At 69.3% G+C, this 20,041-nt stretch carries 19 protein-coding genes; 15 read left to right on the plus strand and 4 right to left on the minus strand.

The genetic code is table 11. The annotated features are described in order from the left end of the window. Positions 1–138 precede the first annotated feature (138 nt). Positions 139–966 carry a formate dehydrogenase accessory sulfurtransferase FdhD gene (gene fdhD, locus CKW28_RS04355; protein WP_003926017.1) on the minus strand — a complete coding sequence of 276 codons (828 nt, stop codon included), beginning with the start codon at positions 964–966 and terminating at the stop codon, positions 139–141. Next, positions 954–3,335: an FdhF/YdeP family oxidoreductase gene (locus CKW28_RS04360; protein ID WP_003926018.1), complete on the minus strand. Its 2,382-nt coding sequence runs from the start codon at positions 3,333–3,335 to the stop codon at positions 954–956. The genes fdhD and CKW28_RS04360 overlap by 13 nt, the downstream gene beginning before the upstream one ends. 73 nt (positions 3,336–3,408) lie before the next feature. Between CKW28_RS04360 and CKW28_RS04365 the strand changes: the two genes are divergently transcribed. From CKW28_RS04365 to CKW28_RS04385, 5 genes are all read left to right on the plus strand, one after another. Then, a complete protein-coding gene (locus CKW28_RS04365; RefSeq protein ID WP_003926019.1) occupies positions 3,409–4,164 on the plus strand; it encodes a deoxyribonuclease IV in 756 nt (251 codons plus the stop codon). 108 nt (positions 4,165–4,272) lie between these two features. Further along, the gene (locus CKW28_RS04370) at positions 4,273–5,373 is read left to right on the plus strand and encodes a phosphatase PAP2 family protein (protein WP_003926020.1); all 1,101 of its coding nucleotides are present in this window, start codon (positions 4,273–4,275) and stop codon (positions 5,371–5,373) included. Between the two features lie 62 nt (positions 5,374–5,435). Beyond that, positions 5,436–7,079: an acyl-CoA dehydrogenase family protein gene (locus CKW28_RS04375; protein WP_003926021.1), complete on the plus strand. Its 1,644-nt coding sequence runs from the start codon at positions 5,436–5,438 to the stop codon at positions 7,077–7,079. A 1-nt stretch (position 7,080) separates the two neighbouring features. After that, positions 7,081–7,803 carry a PaaX family transcriptional regulator C-terminal domain-containing protein gene (locus CKW28_RS04380; RefSeq protein WP_003926022.1) on the plus strand — a complete coding sequence of 241 codons (723 nt, stop codon included), beginning with the start codon at positions 7,081–7,083 and terminating at the stop codon, positions 7,801–7,803. Positions 7,804–7,819: 16 nt separating this feature from the next. Then, entirely contained in the window at positions 7,820–8,584 is a 765-nt protein-coding gene (locus tag CKW28_RS04385) for a crotonase/enoyl-CoA hydratase family protein (protein WP_003926023.1), read from the plus strand. Between the two features lie 32 nt (positions 8,585–8,616). Here the strand turns inward: CKW28_RS04385 and CKW28_RS04390 are convergent, their stop codons facing one another. Both CKW28_RS04390 and CKW28_RS04395 read right to left on the minus strand, forming a co-directional pair. After that, entirely contained in the window at positions 8,617–9,027 is a 411-nt protein-coding gene (locus CKW28_RS04390; protein WP_003926024.1) for a DUF3060 domain-containing protein, read from the minus strand. Between the two features lie 38 nt (positions 9,028–9,065). After that, positions 9,066–9,524: a DUF3060 domain-containing protein gene (locus CKW28_RS04395; RefSeq protein ID WP_003926025.1), complete on the minus strand. Its 459-nt coding sequence runs from the start codon at positions 9,522–9,524 to the stop codon at positions 9,066–9,068. Positions 9,525–9,657: 133 nt separating this feature from the next. On the opposite strand from CKW28_RS04395, the gene CKW28_RS04400 reads away from it, so the two are divergent. The 10 genes from CKW28_RS04400 to CKW28_RS04445 all read left to right on the plus strand — a co-directional run bounded on the left by CKW28_RS04400 (position 9,658) and on the right by CKW28_RS04445 (position 20,022). After that, the gene (locus tag CKW28_RS04400; RefSeq protein ID WP_003926026.1) at positions 9,658–10,218 is read left to right on the plus strand and encodes a DUF3558 family protein; all 561 of its coding nucleotides are present in this window, start codon (positions 9,658–9,660) and stop codon (positions 10,216–10,218) included. Positions 10,219–10,220: 2 nt separating this feature from the next. Continuing rightward, on the plus strand, positions 10,221–10,784 hold the full coding sequence (locus CKW28_RS04405) for a DUF3558 domain-containing protein (protein WP_040547081.1): 564 nt from the start codon (positions 10,221–10,223) through the stop codon (positions 10,782–10,784). Between the two features lie 81 nt (positions 10,785–10,865). Next, entirely contained in the window at positions 10,866–11,477 is a 612-nt protein-coding gene (locus CKW28_RS04410) for a TetR/AcrR family transcriptional regulator (RefSeq protein WP_003926028.1), read from the plus strand. A gap of 316 nt (positions 11,478–11,793) precedes the next feature. Beyond that, on the plus strand, positions 11,794–12,168 hold the full coding sequence (gene rpsL, locus CKW28_RS04415) for a 30S ribosomal protein S12 (protein WP_003926029.1): 375 nt from the start codon (positions 11,794–11,796) through the stop codon (positions 12,166–12,168). Further along, positions 12,168–12,638 carry a 30S ribosomal protein S7 gene (rpsG, locus tag CKW28_RS04420; RefSeq protein ID WP_003926030.1) on the plus strand — a complete coding sequence of 157 codons (471 nt, stop codon included), beginning with the start codon at positions 12,168–12,170 and terminating at the stop codon, positions 12,636–12,638. The genes rpsL and rpsG overlap by 1 nt, the downstream gene beginning before the upstream one ends. Positions 12,639–12,731: 93 nt before the next feature. Beyond that, positions 12,732–14,837, plus strand: a complete 2,106-nt coding sequence (gene fusA / locus CKW28_RS04425; RefSeq protein ID WP_003926031.1) for an elongation factor G — start codon at positions 12,732–12,734, stop codon at positions 14,835–14,837. 96 nt (positions 14,838–14,933) lie between these two features. Then, the gene (tuf, locus tag CKW28_RS04430) at positions 14,934–16,124 is read left to right on the plus strand and encodes an elongation factor Tu (RefSeq protein ID WP_003926032.1); all 1,191 of its coding nucleotides are present in this window, start codon (positions 14,934–14,936) and stop codon (positions 16,122–16,124) included. Positions 16,125–17,350: 1,226 nt separating this feature from the next. After that, entirely contained in the window at positions 17,351–18,172 is an 822-nt protein-coding gene (locus CKW28_RS04435) for a cutinase family protein (protein WP_003925825.1), read from the plus strand. A 111-nt stretch (positions 18,173–18,283) separates the two neighbouring features. Continuing rightward, on the plus strand, positions 18,284–19,096 hold the full coding sequence (locus CKW28_RS04440; RefSeq protein WP_003925826.1) for an SHOCT domain-containing protein: 813 nt from the start codon (positions 18,284–18,286) through the stop codon (positions 19,094–19,096). Positions 19,097–19,167: 71 nt separating this feature from the next. Further along, positions 19,168–20,022 carry a mycofactocin-coupled SDR family oxidoreductase gene (locus CKW28_RS04445; protein ID WP_003925827.1) on the plus strand — a complete coding sequence of 285 codons (855 nt, stop codon included), beginning with the start codon at positions 19,168–19,170 and terminating at the stop codon, positions 20,020–20,022. Positions 20,023–20,041: the final 19 nt, after the last annotated feature.

Consider the following 20,041-nt stretch of genomic DNA (forward strand, 5'->3'; position numbering starts at 1 on the left):
CGGCGGTCCGCCGGTGGCAACGGAAGAGCCCCCGCCTCGTGCGGGGGCTCTTTCGTGTCCGGGGGACGGCGGGGCCGAGCGTCGGCTCTTGTCACGCGGCACGGGGCTGCGGCGTGACAGAACCCGACACTCGGCGGATCAGACGGTCACGCGGTCGCGGCGGGTGTAGATGTTCATCGACGCGCCGCGCAGGAAGGCGATCAGCGTCAGCCCGGACCGCTGGGCCAGGTCGACGGCCAGCGACGACGGCGCGGAGACCGCGGCCAGGATCGGGACGCCCGCCATCACCGCCTTCTGGGTCAGTTCGAAGGAGGCCCGCCCGCTGACCAGCAGCACGGTGCCGGCCAGCGGCAGCCGATCCTGTTCCAGCGCCCAGCCGATCACCTTGTCGACGGCGTTGTGCCGGCCCACGTCCTCCCGGACCACCAGGCACTCGCCGGCGGTGCTGAACAGCGCGGCGGCGTGCAGGCCGCCGGTGCTGGCGAACACCTTCTGCGCGGCGCGCAGCCGGTCCGGCAGCTCCGCCACGGTGACCGCCGCGACGGTGGCCGGGTCGTCGCCCGGGCTGTGCCGGCTGACCAGTTCGACGGCGTCCAGCGACGCCTTGCCGCACACGCCGCACGACGAGGTGGTGTAGAAGTTGCGGGTGACCAGCTCCGGGGCGGGCGGGGCGACCCCCGGCGTCAGCGTCACGTCGAGCACGTTGTAGGTGTTGCGGCCGTCGGTCGTGCCGCCGGGGCAGTAGCGCACCGTCGCCACGTCGTCGCGCCGGGTGATGACACCCTCGCCGACCAGAAAGCCCCGGGCGAGTTCGAAATCGGCGCCCGGGGTGCGCATGGTCACGGTGAGCGGGGCGCCGTTGAGGCGGATCTCCAGTGGTTCCTCGACCACCAGGGTCTCCGGCCGGGTGGTCAGGGTTCCGGCGCGCAGGTGATGGACCCGCCGCCGGGTGGTCACCCGGCCCATGTCTTCTCCAGCCGGATCACCACGGCCTTGGACGCCGGGGTGTTGGATTTGATCGCCACGTGGTCGAGCGGCACCAGCGGGTTGGTCTCCGGATAGTAGGCGGCGGCGTTGCCGACCGGGGTGGAGTAGGCGACCACCCGGAAGTCCTCGGCCCGGCGTTCCTGCAGCCGCCCGTCGGCGCCGGTGAACTCCGAGACCAGATCGACCCGGTCGCCGTCGCGCAGCCCCAAACTGGCGATGTCGGCGGGGTTGACGAACACCACCCGCCGGCCGCCGCTCACCCCGCGGTAGCGGTCGTCGAGACCGTAGATGGTGGTGTTGTACTGGTCGTGGCTGCGCAGGGTCTGCAGCACCAGCCGGCCGTCCGGCACCGGCACCCACTCCAGCGGGTACACCTCGAAGTTGGCCCTGCCGGTGGCGGTCGGGAATTCGCGGGAGTCCCGCGGCGGATGCGGCAGCTGGAATCCGTCCGGACGGCGCACCCGGGTGTTGTAGTCCTCGCAGCCGGGCACCACGTCGGCGATCGCGTCGCGGATGGTGTCGTAGTCGTCGGCGAACGTCTCCCACGGCACCGGGTGGTCCGGGCCGAGCAGTTCGCGGGCGAGTTCACAGACGATGGCGACCTCGCTGCGCACCTGATCGCTGGGCGGCGTCAGGCTGCCCCGCGACAGGTGCACCATCGACATCGAGTCCTCCACCGACACGACCTGTCTGACCCCGTTGCGGATGTCGCGGTCGGTGCGGCCCAGGGACGGCAGGATCAGCGCGGTGCGGCCGTGCACCAGGTGGCTGCGGTTCAGTTTGGTCGACACCTGCACCGTGAGCGAACAGGTGCGCAGCGCGGCCTCGGTGACCTCGGTGTCGGGGGTGGCCGACGCGAAGTTGCCGCCCATCGCCATGAACACCTTCGCCTGCCCGTCGCGCATGGCGCGGATCGCGGCGACGGTGTCGTGACCGGGTGTGCGGGGGCTGGTGATGCCGAACCGGTCGTCCAGGGCGGCCAGGAACGATTCGGGCATCTTCTCCCAGATCCCCATGGTGCGGTCACCCTGCACATTGGAGTGGCCGCGCACCGGGCACACCCCGGCGCCCGGTTTGCCGATCATGCCACGCATGAGCAGCACGTTGGTGATCTCGGCGATCGTCGGCACGGCATGGCGGTGCTGGGTCAGGCCCATCGCCCAGCACACCACGATGCGCTGCGCGGCGGCCATCTTGGCGGCGACCCGCTCCAACTGGGCGCGGCAGACGCCGGTGGCCTCGCACACGGTGTCGAGGTCGACCGCGCGGGTGCGGGCCTCGTAGGCCGCGAAGTTCGCACAGTGGTCGGCGATGAACCGCCGGTCGACGACGCTGCCCGGGGCGCGGTCGTCGGCCTCGAGCAGCAGCCGCCCCAGTCCGGCGAACAGCGCCATGTCCCCGCCGATGCGGATCTGCACGTACTCGTCGGCGATCGCCACCCCGTCGCCGAGCACCCCGCGCACCTTCTGCGGATCCTTGAACCGCAGCAGCCCGGCCTCACGCAGCGGGTTGACGGCGATGATCTCGGCGCCGTTGGCCTTGGCCTTCTCCAGCACCGACAGCATGCGGGGATGGTTGGTGCCCGGGTTCTGCCCGGCGATGACGATCAGGTCGGCGGCCACCAGGTCCTCGACGGTCACCGACCCCTTGCCGACACCGATCGCGTCGATCAGCGCGGTGCCCGACGACTCGTGGCACATGTTGGAGCAGTCCGGCAGGTTGTTGGTGCCGAAACTGCGGACCAGCAGCTGGTACAGGAACGCCGCCTCATTGCTGGTGCGCCCGGAGGTGTAGAACACCGCCTGATCCGGGTCGGGCAGGGCCCGCAGTTCGTCGGCGATGAGCCGGTAGGCGTCGTCCCAGTCGATCGGGCGGTAGTGGTCGTCCCCGGGGCGCAGCACCATCGGATGGGTCAGCCGGCCCTGTTGGGACAGCCAGTACTCCGGGCGTTCGGACAGCTCGGCGACCGAGTGCCGGGCGAAGAACTCGGGCGTGACGAGCCGGGTGGTGGCCTCCTCGGCGACCGCCTTGGCGCCGTTCTCGCAGAACTCGGCGAACTTGCGGCCGCCCGGCTCCTCCGGCCAGGCGCATCCGGGGCAGTCGAACCCGTGCCGCTGGTTGAGCCGGAACAGCGAGGCCGCGGTGCGCACCGGCCCCATCGAGGTCAGCGCCCGCTGCATCGACACCAGCACGGCCCTGACCCCGGCCGCCTCACCCTTCGCACCGGTGACGCGTACCGCGTGTTCGTCGTAGTCGGCGGGGTGGTCGGACTCGGCGAGGTGGTCGGGGTCACGAGGAGTGCGATGACCGCGCCCGCCGCCGCGCACCGAGGGAAACCGAATGCCCATGGCGGCAGCCTATCCCCGGACGGGCATCCTCGACCGGGACCCGATGTCACCGTGGCTGCCTAGACTGGCAGCCGTGCTGATCGGTTCACATGTCGACAACGAGGATCCCCTGGCCGCGGCCCAGGCCGACGGGGCCGACGTCGTCCAGTTCTTCCTCGGCGACCCGCAGAGCTGGAAGAAACCCAAACACCGCGACGACGCCGAGGCGCTGCGCACCTCCCCGGTGCCGCTGTACGTGCACGCCCCGTATCTGATCAACGTGGCGTCGGCGAACAACCGGGTGCGCATTCCGTCGCGCAAGATCCTGCAGGACACCTGTGACGCGGCGGCGGAGATCAACGCCGCAGCGGTGATCGTGCACGGCGGCCACGCCGACGACAAGGACTTCGAGGCCGGGTTCCAGCGCTGGGTCAAGGCGCTGGACTACCTGGAGACCGACGTGCCGGTCTATCTGGAGAACACCGCCGGCGGCAACCACGCGATGGCGCGGCACTTCGACACCATCGCCCGGCTGTGGGACCACATCGGCGACAAGGGCATCGGCTTCTGCCTGGACACCTGCCACGCCTGGGCCGCCGGTGAGCAGCTCATCGACGCCGTCGAACGGATCAAGGCCATCACCGGCCGGATCGACCTGGTGCACTGCAACGACTCCCGCGACGCCTTCGGGTCGGGCGCCGACCGGCACGCCAACTTCGGCACCGGGCAGATCGATCCCCAACTGCTGGCCGCGGTGGTCAAGGCCGCCGACGCCCCGGTGATCTGCGAGACCGCCGAGGCCGGCCGCAAAGACGACATCGCCTTCCTACGCGAACAGGTCGCGGCCTGACACGGTGCGGTAACGATGGCCGACGCGAACAGTCGGTGGCATCGGGGCTAACTTAGGGTTAACCAGCAGTCGGCGGTCGAGCCGGCGTCGGTGGCCCGGAGGTTGCTTGTGTCCGCGATCGACGAAGAACCGTCCGTCGCGTTCGAGTCCACCCCGAGAGTAGACGAGGCCCGCGCGGTCCGGGACCGGCGGCTGCGGGTGGTCCGGTACCTGGCGGTCGGGGTGTGGGCCGCGGTGGTGGTCTACCGCACCATCACCGACGGCTTCGCGTTCAACCGCGAATTGCTGCTGCTCTACATCGCCACCGGTCTGCTCGCCGCCAGCATCGGCCAGGGCCGCAAGATGCTCTACGTCATCCGGGACTGGCTGCCGTTCGCGGTCGTGCTGCTGGCCTATGACCTGAGCCGCGGCGCGGCGACGCTGGTCGGCCGGCCGACGCTGTGGCAGTGGCAGGCCGATGTCGACCGCTGGCTGTTCTTCGGGGTGATGCCGACAGTGTGGCTGCAGGAGCGGCTGAAGCTGCCGCACCCGCCCTGGTGGGAAGTCGTCATCAGCACCGTCTACATGTCGTTCTTCATCCTGCCGTACGTGATCGCCGCGGTGCTGTGGCTGCGGGACCGCCAGGAGTGGAAGCGGTTCGTCCGGTTGTTCGTGACGCTGTCGTTCGGCGCGTTGATCGTCTATGTGCTGCTGCCGGCCGCGCCGCCGTGGGCGGCCGCTCGGTGCACCCCCGCCGACGTCGAGGGCGGGCCGTCGGATCCGGCCTGCATGTTCCGCAGCGCCCGCGGTGTGCCCGACGGCGGACTGCTCGGCGCCATGCAGTTCTCCCAGGACGGCGCCAACGACTGGGTGGAACGCATCGTCGCCCGTGGGTGGGGCAAGCTCAACCTGCATTCCGCGACCGCGTTGATCGACCAGGGTCAGGCCGCGGTCAACCTGGTGGCGGCCATCCCGTCGCTGCATGCCGGCCTGTCGGCGGCGGTCGCGGCGTTCCTGTGGACCCGGGTGCACCGCCGGTGGCGGCCGCTGCTGGTCGCCTATCCGCTGACCATGGCGTTCACCCTGGTCTACACCGCCGAGCACTACGTCATCGACATCCTGCTGGGCTGGGCGTTCGCCGCAGCGGTGATCCTGGTGCTGCACCGGTACGACACCCTGCGCGGGCGGCCGCCGAGCGCCTCGACCGTCCTCGGTCCGGACCTCACCTGAACCCCGCCCACCCGGTGAATTACAACTCTTGTGCGACTGTCGGGAAAATGTAACAGTGGGTTATGGCCGATCGCCCGTCATTCGCAGACACCCACGTCGTCACCAATCAGGTGCCGCCGCTGACCGACCACAACCCGGCCGCCTCGCCGGTGCTCACCGAGGCGCTGATCGGGGAGGGCGGACAGTGGGGCCTCGACGAGGTCACCGAGCTCGGTGCGCTGGCCGGCAGTGCCGAGGCGCAACGGTGGGGCGACCTCGCCAACCGCAACCGGCCGATCCTGCACACCCACGACGCGGTCGGGCACCGCATCGACGAGGTCGAGTACGACCCCGCCTACCACGAGCTGATGCGCACCGCGATCGCCCACGGCGTGCACGCCGCACCGTGGGCCGACGAGCGGCCGGGCGCGCACGTGGTGCGCGCGGCGAAGCTGTCGGTGTGGACACCCGAGCCCGGGCACGTCTGCCCGATCTCGATGACCTACGCCGTGGTGCCGGCACTGCGGCACAACCCCGAGCTGGCGGCCACCTATGAACCGCTGCTGACCAGCCGGCACTACGACCCGGAGCTGAAGGTGCCGACCACCAAGGCCGGGATCACCGCGGGCATGTCGATGACCGAGAAGCAGGGCGGCTCCGATGTGCGGGCCAACACCACCGAGGCCACCCCCAACGGCGACGGCAGCTACACCCTGGTCGGGCACAAGTGGTTCACCAGCGCGCCGATGTGCGACATCTTCCTGGTGCTCGCTCAGGCCCCCGGCGGCCTGAGCTGCTTCTTCCTGCCCCGCATCCTGCCCGACGGCACCCGCAACCGGATGCGGCTGCAGCGGCTCAAGGACAAACTGGGCAACCACGCCAACGCCTCCAGCGAGGTCGAATACGCCGGGGCCACCGCGTGGCTGGTGGGCGAGGAGGGCCGTGGCGTGCCCACCATCATCGAGATGGTCAACCTCACCCGGCTGGACTGCACGCTGGCCAGCGCCACGAGCATGCGCACCGGCCTGGCCCGCGCCATCCACCACGCCCAGCACCGCAAGGCGTTCGGCGCCTACCTGATCGACCAACCGCTGATGCGCAACGTGCTGGCCGACCTGGCGGTGGAGGCCGAGGCCGCCACCGTGCTGGCGATGCGGATGGCCGGCGCCACCGACGCCGCCGCCCGCGGTGACGAACGCGAGACCCTGCTGCGGCGCATCGGCCTGCCCGCCGCCAAGTACTGGGTGTGCAAACGCGCCACCCCGCACGCCGCCGAGGCGATGGAGTGCCTGGGCGGCAACGGCTACGTCGAGGACTCCGGGATGCCCCGGCTGTACCGGGAGGCCCCGCTGATGGGCATCTGGGAGGGCTCCGGCAACGTCAGCGCGCTGGACACCCTGCGGGCCATGGCGACCCGGCCGGAATGCGTGGAGGTGTTGTTCGACGAGTTGAGCCGCACCGCCGGCCAGGACGCCCGGCTGGACGCCTTCGTCGCCACCCTGCAGCGGGACCTGGGCGAGCCCGACCTCAGCTACCGGGCCCGCAGGGTGGCCGAGGACATCGGCCTGGCTCTGCAGGCGTCGCTGCTGGTCCGGCACGGCCATCCGGCCGTCACCGAGGCGTTTCTGACGTCGCGGCTGGGCGGACAGTGGGGCGGCGCGTTCGGCACCCTGCCCACCGGGCTGGACCTGGCGCCGATCCTCGAACGTGCCCTGGTCAAGGGATGACGTGCGGCTGACCGCCCGCTCGGTGGTGCTGAGTGTGCTGCTCGGCGCTCACCCCGCGCACGCCACGGCCGCTGAACTGATCCGGCTGACCGAGGATTTCGGTATCCGCGAATCGACGCTGCGGGTCGCCCTGACGCGCATGGTCAACGCCGGGGACCTGGTGCGGTCCGACGACGGCGGGTACCGGTTGTCGGACCGGCTGCTGGCCCGGCAGCGCCGCCAGGACGCCGCGCTCGACCCGCACCTGCGGCCGTGGACCGGCGACTGGACCATGCTGGTGGTCACCAGCGTCGGCACCGACGCACGGGCCCGGGCCGCGCTGCGGACAACGTTGCAGCACAGCCGCTTCGCCGAGCTGCGTGAAGGCGTGTGGTTGCGGCCGGACAACCTCGACACCGAGTTGCCGGCCGACATCGAACAGCGGATGCACCGGTTGCGGGCCCGCGACGACGATCCGGTCGCCCTGGCGCGGCGGCTGTGGGATCTGCCGGGCTGGGCCGCCACCGGCCGGCGCCTGCTCGACGAGATGGCGGCCGCCACCGACGTGCCCGACCGGTTCGTGGTCGCCGCCCGGATGGTGCGGCACCTGCTGGCGGATCCGGTGCTGCCCGACGAACTGCTGCCGGCCGGCTGGCCGGGCGGCGCCGTCCGGGACGCCTACCGTGTCTTCGCCGCGGAAATGGCGGCGCGGCGGGATGCTGGACTGGTGGAGGCGTTCGACTAGTGGAGGCGACAGCGACATGACCAAACCCGTGCGGATCGAGCGCGACGGTCCGGTGACCACCGTGATCATCGATCGGCCCGAGGCCCGCAACGCGGTCAACGGCCCGACCGCCGCCGCCCTCTACGCGGCGTTCGACGAGTTCGACCGCGATGAGGACGCCGCGGTCGCGGTGCTGTGGGGAGCCAACGGAACGTTCTGCGCCGGCGCCGACCTCAAGGCGTTCGGCACCCCGGAGGCCAACCCGGTGCACCGCAGCGGACCGGGGCCGATGGGGCCCACCCGGATGGTGCTGTCCAAACCGGTGATCGCCGCGGTCAGCGGGTATGCGGTGGCCGGTGGGCTGGAACTGGCGTTGTGGACGGATCTGCGCATCGTCGAACAGGACGCGATCATGGGGGTGTTCTGCCGGCGGTGGGGTGTGCCGCTGATCGACGGCGGAACGGTGCGGTTGCCGCGGCTGATCGGTGAGAGCCGCGCCATGGATCTGATCCTCACCGGCCGCCCGGTGGACGCCGACGAAGCGCTGGCGATCGGATTGGCCAACCGGGTGGTGCCCACCGGTGAGGCGCGGGCGCGGGCCGAGGAACTCGCCGCCGAGCTGGCCCGGCTGCCGCAGCAGTGTCTGCGCGCCGACCGGATGTCGGTGCTGCAGCAGTGGGGCAAACGTGAGGCCGAGGCGATGGACTTCGAGTTCGCCAGCATCTCCAAGGTCAGTCACGAGGCCGCCGCCGGGGCGAGCCGGTTCGCCGCCGGCGCGGGCCGCCACGGCGCACCCGCCTGATCGTTCGGGGCCCGCCCGGCCTTCTCGGGGGGTCAGCCGCGGCCGATGTTGTTGCCGCGCCCGGTGTCGCTGACGGTGGGATCGCCGTCCCGGTAGGTCAGGGTGTTGTTGAACCCGGTGACGCTGATCTCGTTGTCGACCCGTTCGACCGTGATCCGGTTGTCGGTGCCGCCGACATTGACGTTGGCACACGTCCCCAGCACGGTCAGGGTGTTGTTGGAACCGCCGATGTTCAGCGATTTGCCGTCCGCGCAGTCGATCTCGGTGGTGGTGCCGAACGAGCCGTAGTTGATGGTGTTGGCGATCTCGACCCTGACGCCGTCCTCACCGGCCGTCGCACTGGGACCGGGGGTGTCCCCGTCCTGAGAGCCGCAGCCGGCCAGGCCCAGCGCCGCGGCCGCGGCGAAGGCGCCGATGACCGTTCGGATTACGTCGTGACCCATGGCTGCCTCGTTTCTCTGCCGATGGGGCCGATGCCGTGTCAGGCCGACACCCGGTGGAGCCGATTCGTCATGCCGAGTTCGCGCCCCCGGTCCAGCAGGACCGGGTCGCCGTGGGTGAACAGCACGGTCTGATCCCAGCCGTACACGGTGATGTCGTTGATCACGGTGTCGGCGACGATCACGTTCGACGACCCCTGCACCGCCACCGCCCAGCAGGTGCCCATCGCGGTGATGTGGTTGCCGGTGCCGTTCACCAGCAGGGTGCGGTTGTTGCAGTCGACCGTCCTGCGGATGCCGACGCCGGTGATGTGGGTGTCGCCCGGCACGTGGCTTCCGATCACACTGGTGTCCGCGCACTCGCGGGCCAGCGGATTGCAGATCCGGTTCGGGTCCGCGTGTGCCGCAGGGATTCCCGCCCCGGCACCCACGGCGGGGCCGATGGTGAGGGCCAGGCCGATCGCCGCTGCGACCGAGCCCCTCAGTCTGTTCCGTCCCATGTTCACTCTCCGGTCGACTCCGATGGGTAAGCCTACGTCGGGCAGCGGGTGCGCCGACGGCAGTCAACCAGGTTCGCCCACGGGCGCCCGCATCGGTCGCCGGGCCGGGCGCCGCTGGGTAGCGTGAACAGCGATGCACGGGCGGATGGCGGTTGCCGGCGCAGCGATCGCGATGCTGATCGCCGTTCCGGCGTGCACCCGTACCGTCGACGGCGCGGCCGAACGGATCCGGTTCGACGCCGCTGGTGGCGACGGGCCCGGCGCCGGTCTCGGTTACGACGTCGACGGGGACCGCTGCGGGCTGCTGGCCGACAGCACGATCGCCGACCTGCTGGCCGCCGAACACGTGACCAAGGCTTACCACGGGCCGGTCTGTCAGTACGTGCTGATCCGCGCCGACGCCCCCCTGGACGTGACCTACTCCTGGTTCGCGTCGGGCAGCCTGCAGCGGGAACGCCGGCTCGCCGAGGAACGCGGCGCCGAGATCCGCGACACCACACTGCACCGGCATCCGGGGTTCTTCGCCCGCAGGGACGTCACCGGGACCGCGTGCGCGGCGACCGCCGGGCTGGGTACCGACGACTCCGGCCGGGGTGTGCTCAGCTGGTGGGTGCAGCACCGCGGGCGCTCCGACGGCGATCCGTGCGCGGATGCCGAGCGGCTGTTGGCGGCGACGTTGTCGGCGGCGATGTGACCATGCGGTCGCGCTCCCCCCGTCCGTCCGCCGCGGTGTTCGCCGCGGTGTTCGGCGGGGTGCTCGCCGGTCTGCTGGCCGGCTGCGGCACCGCGCCGGATCCTCCAGCCGAGGGAGCCCCGGCCGAGGGACCCGGCCCTGCCGGCCCGGTCGAGGGTTTCCGCAGCGCCGACTGCAACGGCATCACCGACGCCGACGTGCGCAGAGCCGCCGGGTCGGCGAAGCTCACCGGGGTCGCGGTCGGCGACGCCGGCTGCTTCTGGCAGGAGGATGCGGTGTTCGGCACCGTCGGCCTGGGCAACGGGATCTCCACCTGGTGGTACCGCGGCGCCGACCTGGGGGAGGAGCGGCTGCTCGAGTCGCGGGCCGGGCGCACCCTGGTCGAGGTCACCGTGGACGGCCACCAGGGTTTCCGCGCCTCCGACGACAAGGCCTGCAGCGTGTATCTGGCCAAGGGGAACGACGTGATGGCATGGAGCCTGCAGACCCTGAACCCGGCCGACTACGGTGATCTGTGCGCGGTGGTCTCACAACTCGTCGCGGTGAGCCACGACCGGGTCAACTGACCCGCGCCGACGAGGCGTTAGAGTTCTCCAGACCCCTTCGCGGGTCTGCCATCGTCTTTGACCCGAAGGGTGAACACGCAGATGTCAGCTGGGCCGGGGGGCGCGCCCGGCGCTCGTACCAAAAGTCCGGCCCGTGCCGGCCGGCTGAGCCGCGACACGATCGTCAACGCCGCCCTGACCTTCCTCGACAGGGAGGGCTGGGACGCGCTGACCATCAACGCGCTCGCCACCCAGCTGGGCACCAAGGGCCCGTCGCTGTACAACCATGTGCAAAGCCTCGACGACCTGCGGCGCAGCGTCCGGATGCGGGTCGTCGACGACATCATCGGGATGCTCAACGCCGCCGGGCAGGGGCGCACCCGCGATGACGCGGTGCTGGCGATGGCCTCCGCCTACCGCAGTTACGCCCACCACCATCCCGGCCGGTACTCGGCGTTCACCCGGATGCCGCTCGGCGGTGACGACCCGGAGTTCAGCGCCGCCGCCCGCGCCGCCGCCGGCCCGGTCATCGCGGTGCTCGGCTCCTACGGGCTGGAAGGGGAGGAGGCGTTCTACGCCGCCCTGGAGTTCTGGTCGGCGCTGCACGGCTTCGTGCTGCTGGAGATGACCGGGGTGATGGACGACGTCGACAGCGACAAGGTTTTCACCGACATGGTGCTGCGACTGGCGGCCGGGATGGAAAAGCGGTCGTGACGGGCACTAAGATCGTCGGTGCTGACCTGCGATAAGGCCTGCGACGCCGAGTTTGGAGCGGTGCGGGCACCCCTGGTACTGTGGACCATCGTGCCTGGCCGACGAGGTGCGCGCGGCTGTGGATTTCAGCAAGCACGCCCGCACGCCGGGTCACTTCGCATGTCGTGAGCATCGGAGCTGCATCGTCGACGGACCGGCGCGGCACGCGTGCGACACACCCGGCCGCGGGGTGACCAGGCCGGTACACAACTGCAGGACAACGTACCGAACAAACTTCACAAGAACGACCGACAACAGCAACACAGAAAGCCGGTAGATGCCAACCATCCAGCAGCTGGTCCGCAAGGGACGCCGCGACAAGCCGGGCAAGGTCCGAGTTGCCGCTCTCAAGGGCAGCCCGCAGCGACGCGGTGTGTGCACACGCGTGTACACCACCACCCCGAAGAAGCCGAACTCGGCGCTTCGGAAGGTTGCCCGTGTGAAGCTGACAACGGGGGTTGAGGTCACCGCATACATCCCGGGTGAGGGACACAACCTGCAGGAGCACTCCATGGTGCTGGTGCGCGGCGGCCGGGTGAAGGATCTGCCGGGTGTGCGGTACAAGATCATCCGCGGCTCGCTGGACACCCAGGGGGTCAAGAACCGCAAGCAGGCTCGCAGCCGTTACGGCGCCAAGAAGGAGAAGAGCTGATGCCGCGCAAGGGACCTGCCCCGAAGCGCCCGCTGACCAGTGATCCGGTATACGGTTCGCCGCTGGTCACCCAGCTGGTGAACAAAGTTCTGGTGCGCGGGAAGAAATCGCTGGCCGAGCGCATTGTCTACGGTGCGCTGGAACAGACCCGGGAGAAGACCGGCACCGATCCGGTGGTCACGCTCAAGCGTGCCCTGGACAATGTGAAGCCCTCGCTGGAGGTGCGCAGCCGTCGGGTCGGCGGTGCGACCTACCAGGTCCCCGTCGAGGTGCGGCCGGAGCGGTCCACCACCCTGGCGCTGCGGTGGCTGGTCACGTTCGCCCGGCAGCGCCGCGAGAAGACCATGGTCGAGCGGCTGGCCAACGAGCTGCTCGACGCCAGCAACGGTCTGGGTGCGTCGGTCAAGCGGCGTGAGGACACCCACAAGATGGCCGAGGCGAACCGGGCATTCGCGCACTACCGCTGGTGACCCGCCGGTCCGCACGGAGCCGGTGGGCAATCCGGCAGGGAAGCCGGCGGCGGAAAGAAAACAGCCAACACGCAAGCGAGAGAGAAGACTTCTGTGGCACAGAAGGACGTGCTGACCGACCTTAGGCGGGTACGCAACATCGGCATCATGGCGCACATCGATGCCGGTAAGACCACCACGACCGAACGCATCCTGTTCTACACAGGCGTCAATTACAAGATGGGCGAGACCCACGACGGCGCCTCCACCACCGACTGGATGGAACAGGAACAGGAGCGCGGCATCACCATCACCTCCGCCGCGGTGACCTGCTTCTGGAACGACCACCAGATCAACATCATCGACACCCCGGGGCACGTCGACTTCACCGTCGAGGTGGAGCGCAGCCTGCGGGTGCTCGACGGCGCCGTCGCCGTCTTCGACGGCAAAGAGGGTGTCGAGCCGCAGTCCGAGCAGGTCTGGCGGCAGGCCGACAAGTACGACGTCCCGCGCATCTGTTTCGTCAACAAGATGGACAAGCTGGGCGCGGACTTCTACTTCACCGTCGACACCATCAAGGAGCGCCTCGGCGCCAACCCGCTGGTGATCCAGCTGCCGATCGGCGCGGAGAACGACTTCGTCGGCGTCGTCGACCTGGTCGAGATGAAGGCCAAGGTGTGGCGCGGTGAGACCGCCCTGGGCGAGAAGTACGAGGTCGAGGAGATCCCCGCCGAGCTCGCCGACAAGGCCGAGGAGTACCGCAACGCGCTGCTCGAGGCGGTCGCCGAGACCGACGAGGACCTGCTGGAGAAGTACCTCGGCGGCGAGGAGCTGACCGTCGAGGAGATCAAGGGCGCGATCCGCAAACTGACCGTCACCAGCCAGGCGTACCCGGTGCTGTGCGGCAGCGCGTTCAAGAACAAGGGTGTCCAGCCGATGCTGGACGCGGTCATCGACTATCTGCCCTCGCCGCTGGACGTCGAGTCGGTGAAGGGCCACGTCCCGGGGCACGAGGATCAGGAGATCGCCCGTAAGCCGTCGGTGGACGAGCCGTTCTCGGCGCTGGCGTTCAAGATCGCGGTGCACCCGTTCTTCGGCAAACTGACCTACATCCGGGTCTACTCCGGCCAGGTCGAATCCGGTTCGCAGGTGATGAACTCGACCAAGGGCAAGAAGGAGCGGCTGGGCAAGCTGTTCCAGATGCACTCCAACAAGGAGAACCCGGTCGAGCGGGTCAGCGCCGGCCACATCTACGCGGTGATCGGTCTGAAGGACACCACCACCGGCGACACCCTGTGCGATCCGAACGATCAGATCGTGCTCGAGTCGATGACCTTCCCCGATCCGGTCATCGAGGTGGCCATCGAGCCGAAGACCAAGAGCGACCAGGAGAAGCTGGGTACTGCCATCCAGAAGCTGGCCGAAGAGGATCCCACCTTCAAGGTGCACCAGGATCCCGAGACCGGTCAGACCGTGATCGGCGGCATGGGCGAGCTGCACCTCGACGTCCTGGTCGATCGGATGAAGCGCGAGTTCAAGGTCGAGGCCAACGTCGGCAAGCCGCAGGTGGCCTACCGCGAGACCATCAAGCGCAAGGTGGAGAACGTCGAGTTCACCCACAAGAAGCAGACGGGTGGTTCTGGACAGTTCGCGAAGGTCATCATCACCATCGAGCCGTTCACCGGCGAGGACGGTGCGACCTACGAGTTCGAGAACAAGGTCACCGGTGGCCGTATCCCGCGTGAGTACATCCCGTCGGTGGACGCGGGTGTGCAGGACGCCATGCAGTACGGCGTGCTGGCCGGGTACCCGCTGGTGAATCTGAAGGTGACGCTGCTCGACGGTGCCTTCCACGAGGTGGACTCCTCGGAGATGGCGTTCAAGATTGCCGGCTCGCAGGCGCTGAAGAAGGCGGCGCAGATGGCCAATCCGGTCATCCTCGAGCCGATCATGGCCGTCGAGGTGACCACACCCGAGGAGTACATGGGTGATGTGATCGGCGACCTGAACTCCCGCCGTGGTCAGATCCAGGCCATGGAGGAGCGTGGTGGTGCGCGTGTCGTCAAGGCGCTCGTGCCGCTTTCGGAGATGTTCGGCTACGTCGGAGACCTGCGGTCGAAGTCGCAAGGCCGGGCCAACTATTCCATGGTGTTCGACAGCTATGCCGAGGTTCCGGCGCAGGTGTCGAAGGAGATCATCGCCAAGGCGACGGGCGAGTAGTCCGGCGTCGGCGGGGGTGGTCTCCACGCCTGACCACAACTGAAAAGATCAACCCTGCTTTTGTAAGCACCGAACAGAGTCCAGGAGGACACCACAGTGGCGAAGGCGAAGTTCGAGCGGACGAAGCCGCACGTCAACATCGGGACCATCGGTCACGTTGACCACGGCAAGACCACCACGACTGCAGCAATCACCAAGGTTCTGCACGACAAGTACCCCGAGTTGAACGAGTCGCGCGCGTTCGAGCAGATCGACAATGCGCCTGAGGAGCGTCAGCGCGGCATCACCATCAACATCTCCCACGTGGAGTACCAGACCGAGAAGCGGCACTACGCCCACGTCGACGCTCCCGGCCACGCGGACTACATCAAGAACATGATCACCGGTGCCGCCCAGATGGACGGCGCGATCCTGGTGGTCGCCGCGACCGACGGCCCGATGCCGCAGACCCGTGAGCACGTTCTGCTCGCCCGCCAGGTCGGTGTTCCCTACATCCTGGTCGCTCTGAACAAGGCCGACATGGTCGACGATCCGGAGCTGCTCGAGCTCGTCGAGATGGAGGTCCGCGAGCTGCTGGCGTCCCAGGAGTTCGACGAGAACGCCCCGGTCATCCCGATCTCGGCGCTCAAGGCCCTCGAGGGCGATCCCAAGTGGGTCAAGTCGGTCGAGGACCTCATGGAGGCCGTCGACGAGTCGATTCCGGATCCGGTGCGTGACACCGACAAGCCGTTCCTGATGCCGATCGAGGATGTGTTCACCATCACCGGCCGCGGCACCGTGGTCACCGGCCGTATCGAGCGCGGTGTGATCAACGTGAACGACGAGGTCGAGATCGTCGGCATCCGTCCGGAGACCACCAAGACCACGGTCACCGGTGTCGAGATGTTCCGCAAGCTGCTCGACCAGGGCCAGGCCGGCGACAACGTGGGTCTGCTGCTCCGCGGCATCAAGCGTGAGGACGTCGAGCGCGGCCAGGTCGTCGTGCAGCCCGGCACCACCACCCCGCACACCGAGTTCGAGGGCAGCGTCTACATCCTGTCCAAGGACGAGGGTGGCCGGCACACGCCGTTCTTCAACAACTACCGTCCGCAGTTCTACTTCCGGACCACCGACGTGACCGGTGTCGTGACGCTGCCGGAGGGCACCGAGATGGTGATGCCCGGTGACAACACCGACATCTCGGTCAAGCTGATCCAGCCCGTCGCGATGGAAGAGGGTCTGCGCTTCGCGATCCGCGAGGGTGGCCGCACCGTCGGCGCCGGCCGGGTCACGAAGATCATCAAGTAGGTCCGCCTACTGATCTGATTCACGCCGGAAAGTGGCGCTCACCCGAAAGGGTGGGCGCCACTTCTGCTTTGGTGGCTGGCGTGTGCGCCGGTCGCGGCCGTGCCGAGCCCGCCGCCGCGGGTGTGTGTGGGCTGTCGCGAGTGTGCGTGGGCTGCGGTGGGTGTGCTTCCACGGCGGTGGGTGTGCGTGGGCGGCGTCGATGGTGCGGGCAGTGTGGTGATTCGGTCGATTCGCCGCATTGGTGTCACGGTGAGCGTGGTTGTCGCACTGTGGAGTCGGCGTGCGCACGTTGGGGTTTGTCGGTGCACGATGGTGGGCCTCCAGCGGCGGGCCTCCAGCGGCGGGGCTTCAGCGACGGGGCCCGGGCAGGCGGTTGGGGCAGTGAATGCCCGTCGCGGTGTGTGTGGGCTGCCGCGGGTGTGCACGGGCTGCCGCGGGTGTGCTTCCACGGCGGTGAGTGTGCGTGGGCGGCGTCGATGGTGCGGGCAGTGTGGTGATTCGGCCGATTCGCCGCATTGGTGTCACGGTGAGCGTGGTTGTCGCACTGTGGAGTCGGCGTGCGCACGTTGGGGTTTGTCGGTGCACGATGGTGGGCCTCCAGCGGCGGGCCTCCAGCGGCGGGGCCCGGGCAGGCGGGTGGGGCAGTGAATGCCCGTCGCGGTGTGTGTGGGCTGCCGCGGGTGTGCACGGGCTGCCGCGGGTGTGCTTCCACGGCGGTGGGTGTGCGTGGGCGGCGTCGATGGTGCGGGCAGTGTGGTGATTCGGTCGATTCGCCGCATTGGTGTCACGGTGAGCGCAGCCGTCGCACTGTCGAGTCGGTGTGCGCACGTTGGGGTTTGTCGGTGCACGATGGTGGGCTTCCAGTGGCGGGGCTTCAGCGGCGGGGCCCGGGCAGGCGGGTGGGGCAGTGAATGCCCGTCGCGGTGTGTGTGGGCTGTCGCGAGTGTGCGTGGGCTGCCGCGGGTGTGCTTCCACGGCGGTGGGTGTGCGTGGGTGGCGTCGATGGTGCGGGCAGTGTGGTGATTCGGTCGATTCGCCGCATTGGTGTCACGGTGAGCGCAGCCGTCGCACAGTCGAGTCACCAGACGCACCCCCGACTCGGTCACCGCACAGACCCGTGTAACGCGGTCGTCGCCCACCCCGATGTGTAGGACAGTGATTCGTCGATCGGGTTGGGAGTCTGTCTCTTGCTGGGCATAACTGGACGGGGTTTGACCGCACGGGGTTTGACTGCACTGGCCGGCGCCGCGGCCCTCGCGGCTGCCGCGCTGATCACCTCGGCCGTGACCGCGCACACCGCTGCGGCGGCGCCGGATTGCCCCGACATCCACTGGATCGGCGCCGCCGGCTCCGGTGAACGGGACGGCGATCTGACCGCCGACGCCGGGATGGGCACCACCGTCTACCGGTCCTATCAGGAGTTCCGGGAGCTGGCACAGCGCGACGGCCGCACCATCACCGCCGAAGCCGTTGAGTATCCGGCGGTCCCGGTGCCCGGCGAGGGCGAGGTGCTCGGCTGGGCCGGCTTCCTCAGCAGCGTGCGCACCGGCGCCGAGGCGCTCGGAAACCAGTACGCGGCGTTCGTGCAGCGCTGCCCCGACACCACGGTGGTGCTCGCCGGCTATTCGCAGGGCGCGATGGTCGTGCACCGAAACCTGCACGCGCTCGCGGGAAGCCCGAACTTCGGCGCGGCGCTGCTCGTCGCAGACGGGGACCGGCTGCCCGGCGACACCACGGTCGACATGGGCACGGTCACTGCGGTGTCCCGCCCCAGCATGGGTGTCGCGCAGGACTGGCCCATCCTGGCCGGACCGCCCACCACGCCGCTGCCGCCCTCGGTGGGCTCCCGCACGATCAGCGTGTGCGACATCGGCGATCCGGTGTGCGACTACGACCCCGCCGCGGGATCGGCGATGACAGCGGAGGGTGTGGCCATCCACACCAGCTACGTGTCCGGCCACGGGGAATCGCTGCCGTGGACCGCACCGCTGTACCGCATGCTCGGCTCCGCGCCGGAAAGCGTGCAACTCGCCGCCGCCGAGGGATGATCCGCCGGCCCCACCCCACACCGGCGGTGACGCGTGCCTGTTCACAGGGCGCCGGACCGGTCGCGGCGCTAGTCTGACCGCGTCACGGCGGCACGGCGACGGGAGCCCGAGATGTCCACCTTCTGGCGGTACCTGCGCATCCAGGCGTTCATCCTGTTGTGCGGGATCGTCGGCCCGCTGTTCCTGGCCATCTACTTCATGACGGGCGCCGACCCGACGCTGAAGTGGATGTTCTGGGCCGGCCTGGGCGTCACCGCGACCGATGTGCTGATCGCGTTGGCGCTCACCAGCTTCGGGACCCGCTCGGCGGCGAAGAAGGCCGCACTCGAACGCGACGGCGTGGTGGCGCTGGCCCGGGTCACCCACATCGGCCGCACCAACACGCACATCAACAATCAGCCGTTGGTGAAGCTCGACCTGCAGATCTCCGGTCCCGGCATCGCCACCTTCACCAGTCGGGACCGGGTGCTCGCCTCCCCGGACCGGATGCCCATGCTCAACCGCGGCCAACTGGTCGCACTGGTCGACCCGACCACCCGGGAGTATCAGATCGATTGGCAGCGAAGCGCTTTGATCGGCGGGCCGGTGCCGGCCACGGTGACGCTGGACAGTGACGGCAGCACCCACGACCTGTCCGGTCAGGTGGAGCCGTTGCTGGAGATCCTGCGGATCCTCAAGGCGCACGGCATCGCCCCCGACGGTCCGATCGATCTGCGGGACCAGCCCGCCGCCCGCCAGCAGGTACAGGCCGTCATCCGGCGGCCCGTGGCCGGCGCCGCGCAGGCCACGCCGGCGCCCACCCCGGCCGCGTCGGCACCCTCCATCGGGCAGCGGCTGCAGGAGCTGGAATCCCTGCGCGCCGACGGAATGATCACCGAGTCGGAGTACCAGGCCAAACGCCGGCAGATCATCGCCGAACTCTGAGCCCGGGGACTACTAGAACACGTTCCAATTGGCCTGTTAGCCTGGAGCGCAGCCCCGCGGAAGGAGCAGTGGTGACGGGATCTGGCGGCAACCTCCAAGGACGAGTGGCATTCATCACCGGCGCGGCCCGAGGGCAGGGTCGCGCCCACGCCATCCGGCTGGCCGAAGAGGGCGCCGACATCATCGCGATCGACGTGTGCGGGCCCGTCTCGGACACCATCACCTACCCGCCCGCCACCGAGGACGACCTCGCCGAGACCGTCCGGGCGGTGGAGGCCACCGGCCGGAAGGTGCTGGCCCGCACCGCCGACATCCGGGATCTGGCCGCCCAGCAACAGATCGTCGCCGAGGGCATGGAACGGTTTGGCCGGCTCGACATCGTGGTCGCCAACGCCGGCGTGCTGAGCTGGGGCCGGCTGTGGGAGATGTCCGAAGAGCAGTGGGACACCGTCATCGACGTCAACCTCAACGGCACCTGGCGCACCATCCGGGCCGTGGTGCCGGCCATGATCGAGGCCGGCAACGGCGGGTCGATCATCATCGTCAGCTCGTCGGCGGGGCTGAAAGCCACCCCCGGCAACGGGCATTACGCGGCCTCCAAGCACGGTCTGGTGGCGCTCACCAATGCCTTGGCCATCGAGGTCGGCGAATACGGGATCCGGGTCAACTCGATCCACCCCTATTCGATCGACACCCCGATGATCGAACGCGACGCGATGATGGCGGTGTTCGCCAAACACCCCAACTACCTGCACAGTTTCGCGCCGATGCCGTTGCACCCGGTCAACCGCGAGGGCGACGGGGGCCGGCAGGAGTTCATGACCCCCGAGGAGGTCGCCGACGTGGTGGCCTGGCTGGCCGGGGACGGCTCGGCGACGTTGTCCGGCAGTCAGATCGCCGTCGACCGCGGCGTCATGAAGTACTAGCGATCCCCGGTTGCCGGAG

Source organism: Mycolicibacterium thermoresistibile (genome assembly GCF_900187065.1).
Lineage (GTDB): Bacteria > Actinomycetota > Actinomycetes > Mycobacteriales > Mycobacteriaceae > Mycobacterium > Mycobacterium thermoresistibile.

Bases quoted from the DNA above. Each gene is read 5' to 3' on its own strand.
- fdhD (WP_003926017.1), bottom strand. From the start codon at position 966: ATGGGCCGGGTGACCACCCGGCGGCGGGTCCATCACCTGCGCGCCGGA.
- CKW28_RS04360 (WP_003926018.1), bottom strand. From the start codon at position 3,335: ATGGGCATTCGGTTTCCCTCGGTGCGCGGCGGCGGGCGCGGTCATCGC.
- CKW28_RS04375 (WP_003926021.1), top strand. From the start codon at position 5,436: ATGGCCGATCGCCCGTCATTCGCAGACACCCACGTCGTCACCAATCAG.
- CKW28_RS04385 (WP_003926023.1), top strand. From the start codon at position 7,820: ATGACCAAACCCGTGCGGATCGAGCGCGACGGTCCGGTGACCACCGTG.
- CKW28_RS04390 (WP_003926024.1), bottom strand. From the start codon at position 9,027: ATGGGTCACGACGTAATCCGAACGGTCATCGGCGCCTTCGCCGCGGCC.
- CKW28_RS04395 (WP_003926025.1), bottom strand. From the start codon at position 9,524: ATGGGACGGAACAGACTGAGGGGCTCGGTCGCAGCGGCGATCGGCCTG.
- CKW28_RS04400 (WP_003926026.1), top strand. From the start codon at position 9,658: ATGCACGGGCGGATGGCGGTTGCCGGCGCAGCGATCGCGATGCTGATC.
- CKW28_RS04405 (WP_040547081.1), top strand. From the start codon at position 10,221: ATGCGGTCGCGCTCCCCCCGTCCGTCCGCCGCGGTGTTCGCCGCGGTG.
- CKW28_RS04410 (WP_003926028.1), top strand. From the start codon at position 10,866: ATGTCAGCTGGGCCGGGGGGCGCGCCCGGCGCTCGTACCAAAAGTCCG.
- rpsL (WP_003926029.1), top strand. From the start codon at position 11,794: ATGCCAACCATCCAGCAGCTGGTCCGCAAGGGACGCCGCGACAAGCCG.
- rpsG (WP_003926030.1), top strand. From the start codon at position 12,168: ATGCCGCGCAAGGGACCTGCCCCGAAGCGCCCGCTGACCAGTGATCCG.
- CKW28_RS04440 (WP_003925826.1), top strand. From the start codon at position 18,284: ATGTCCACCTTCTGGCGGTACCTGCGCATCCAGGCGTTCATCCTGTTG.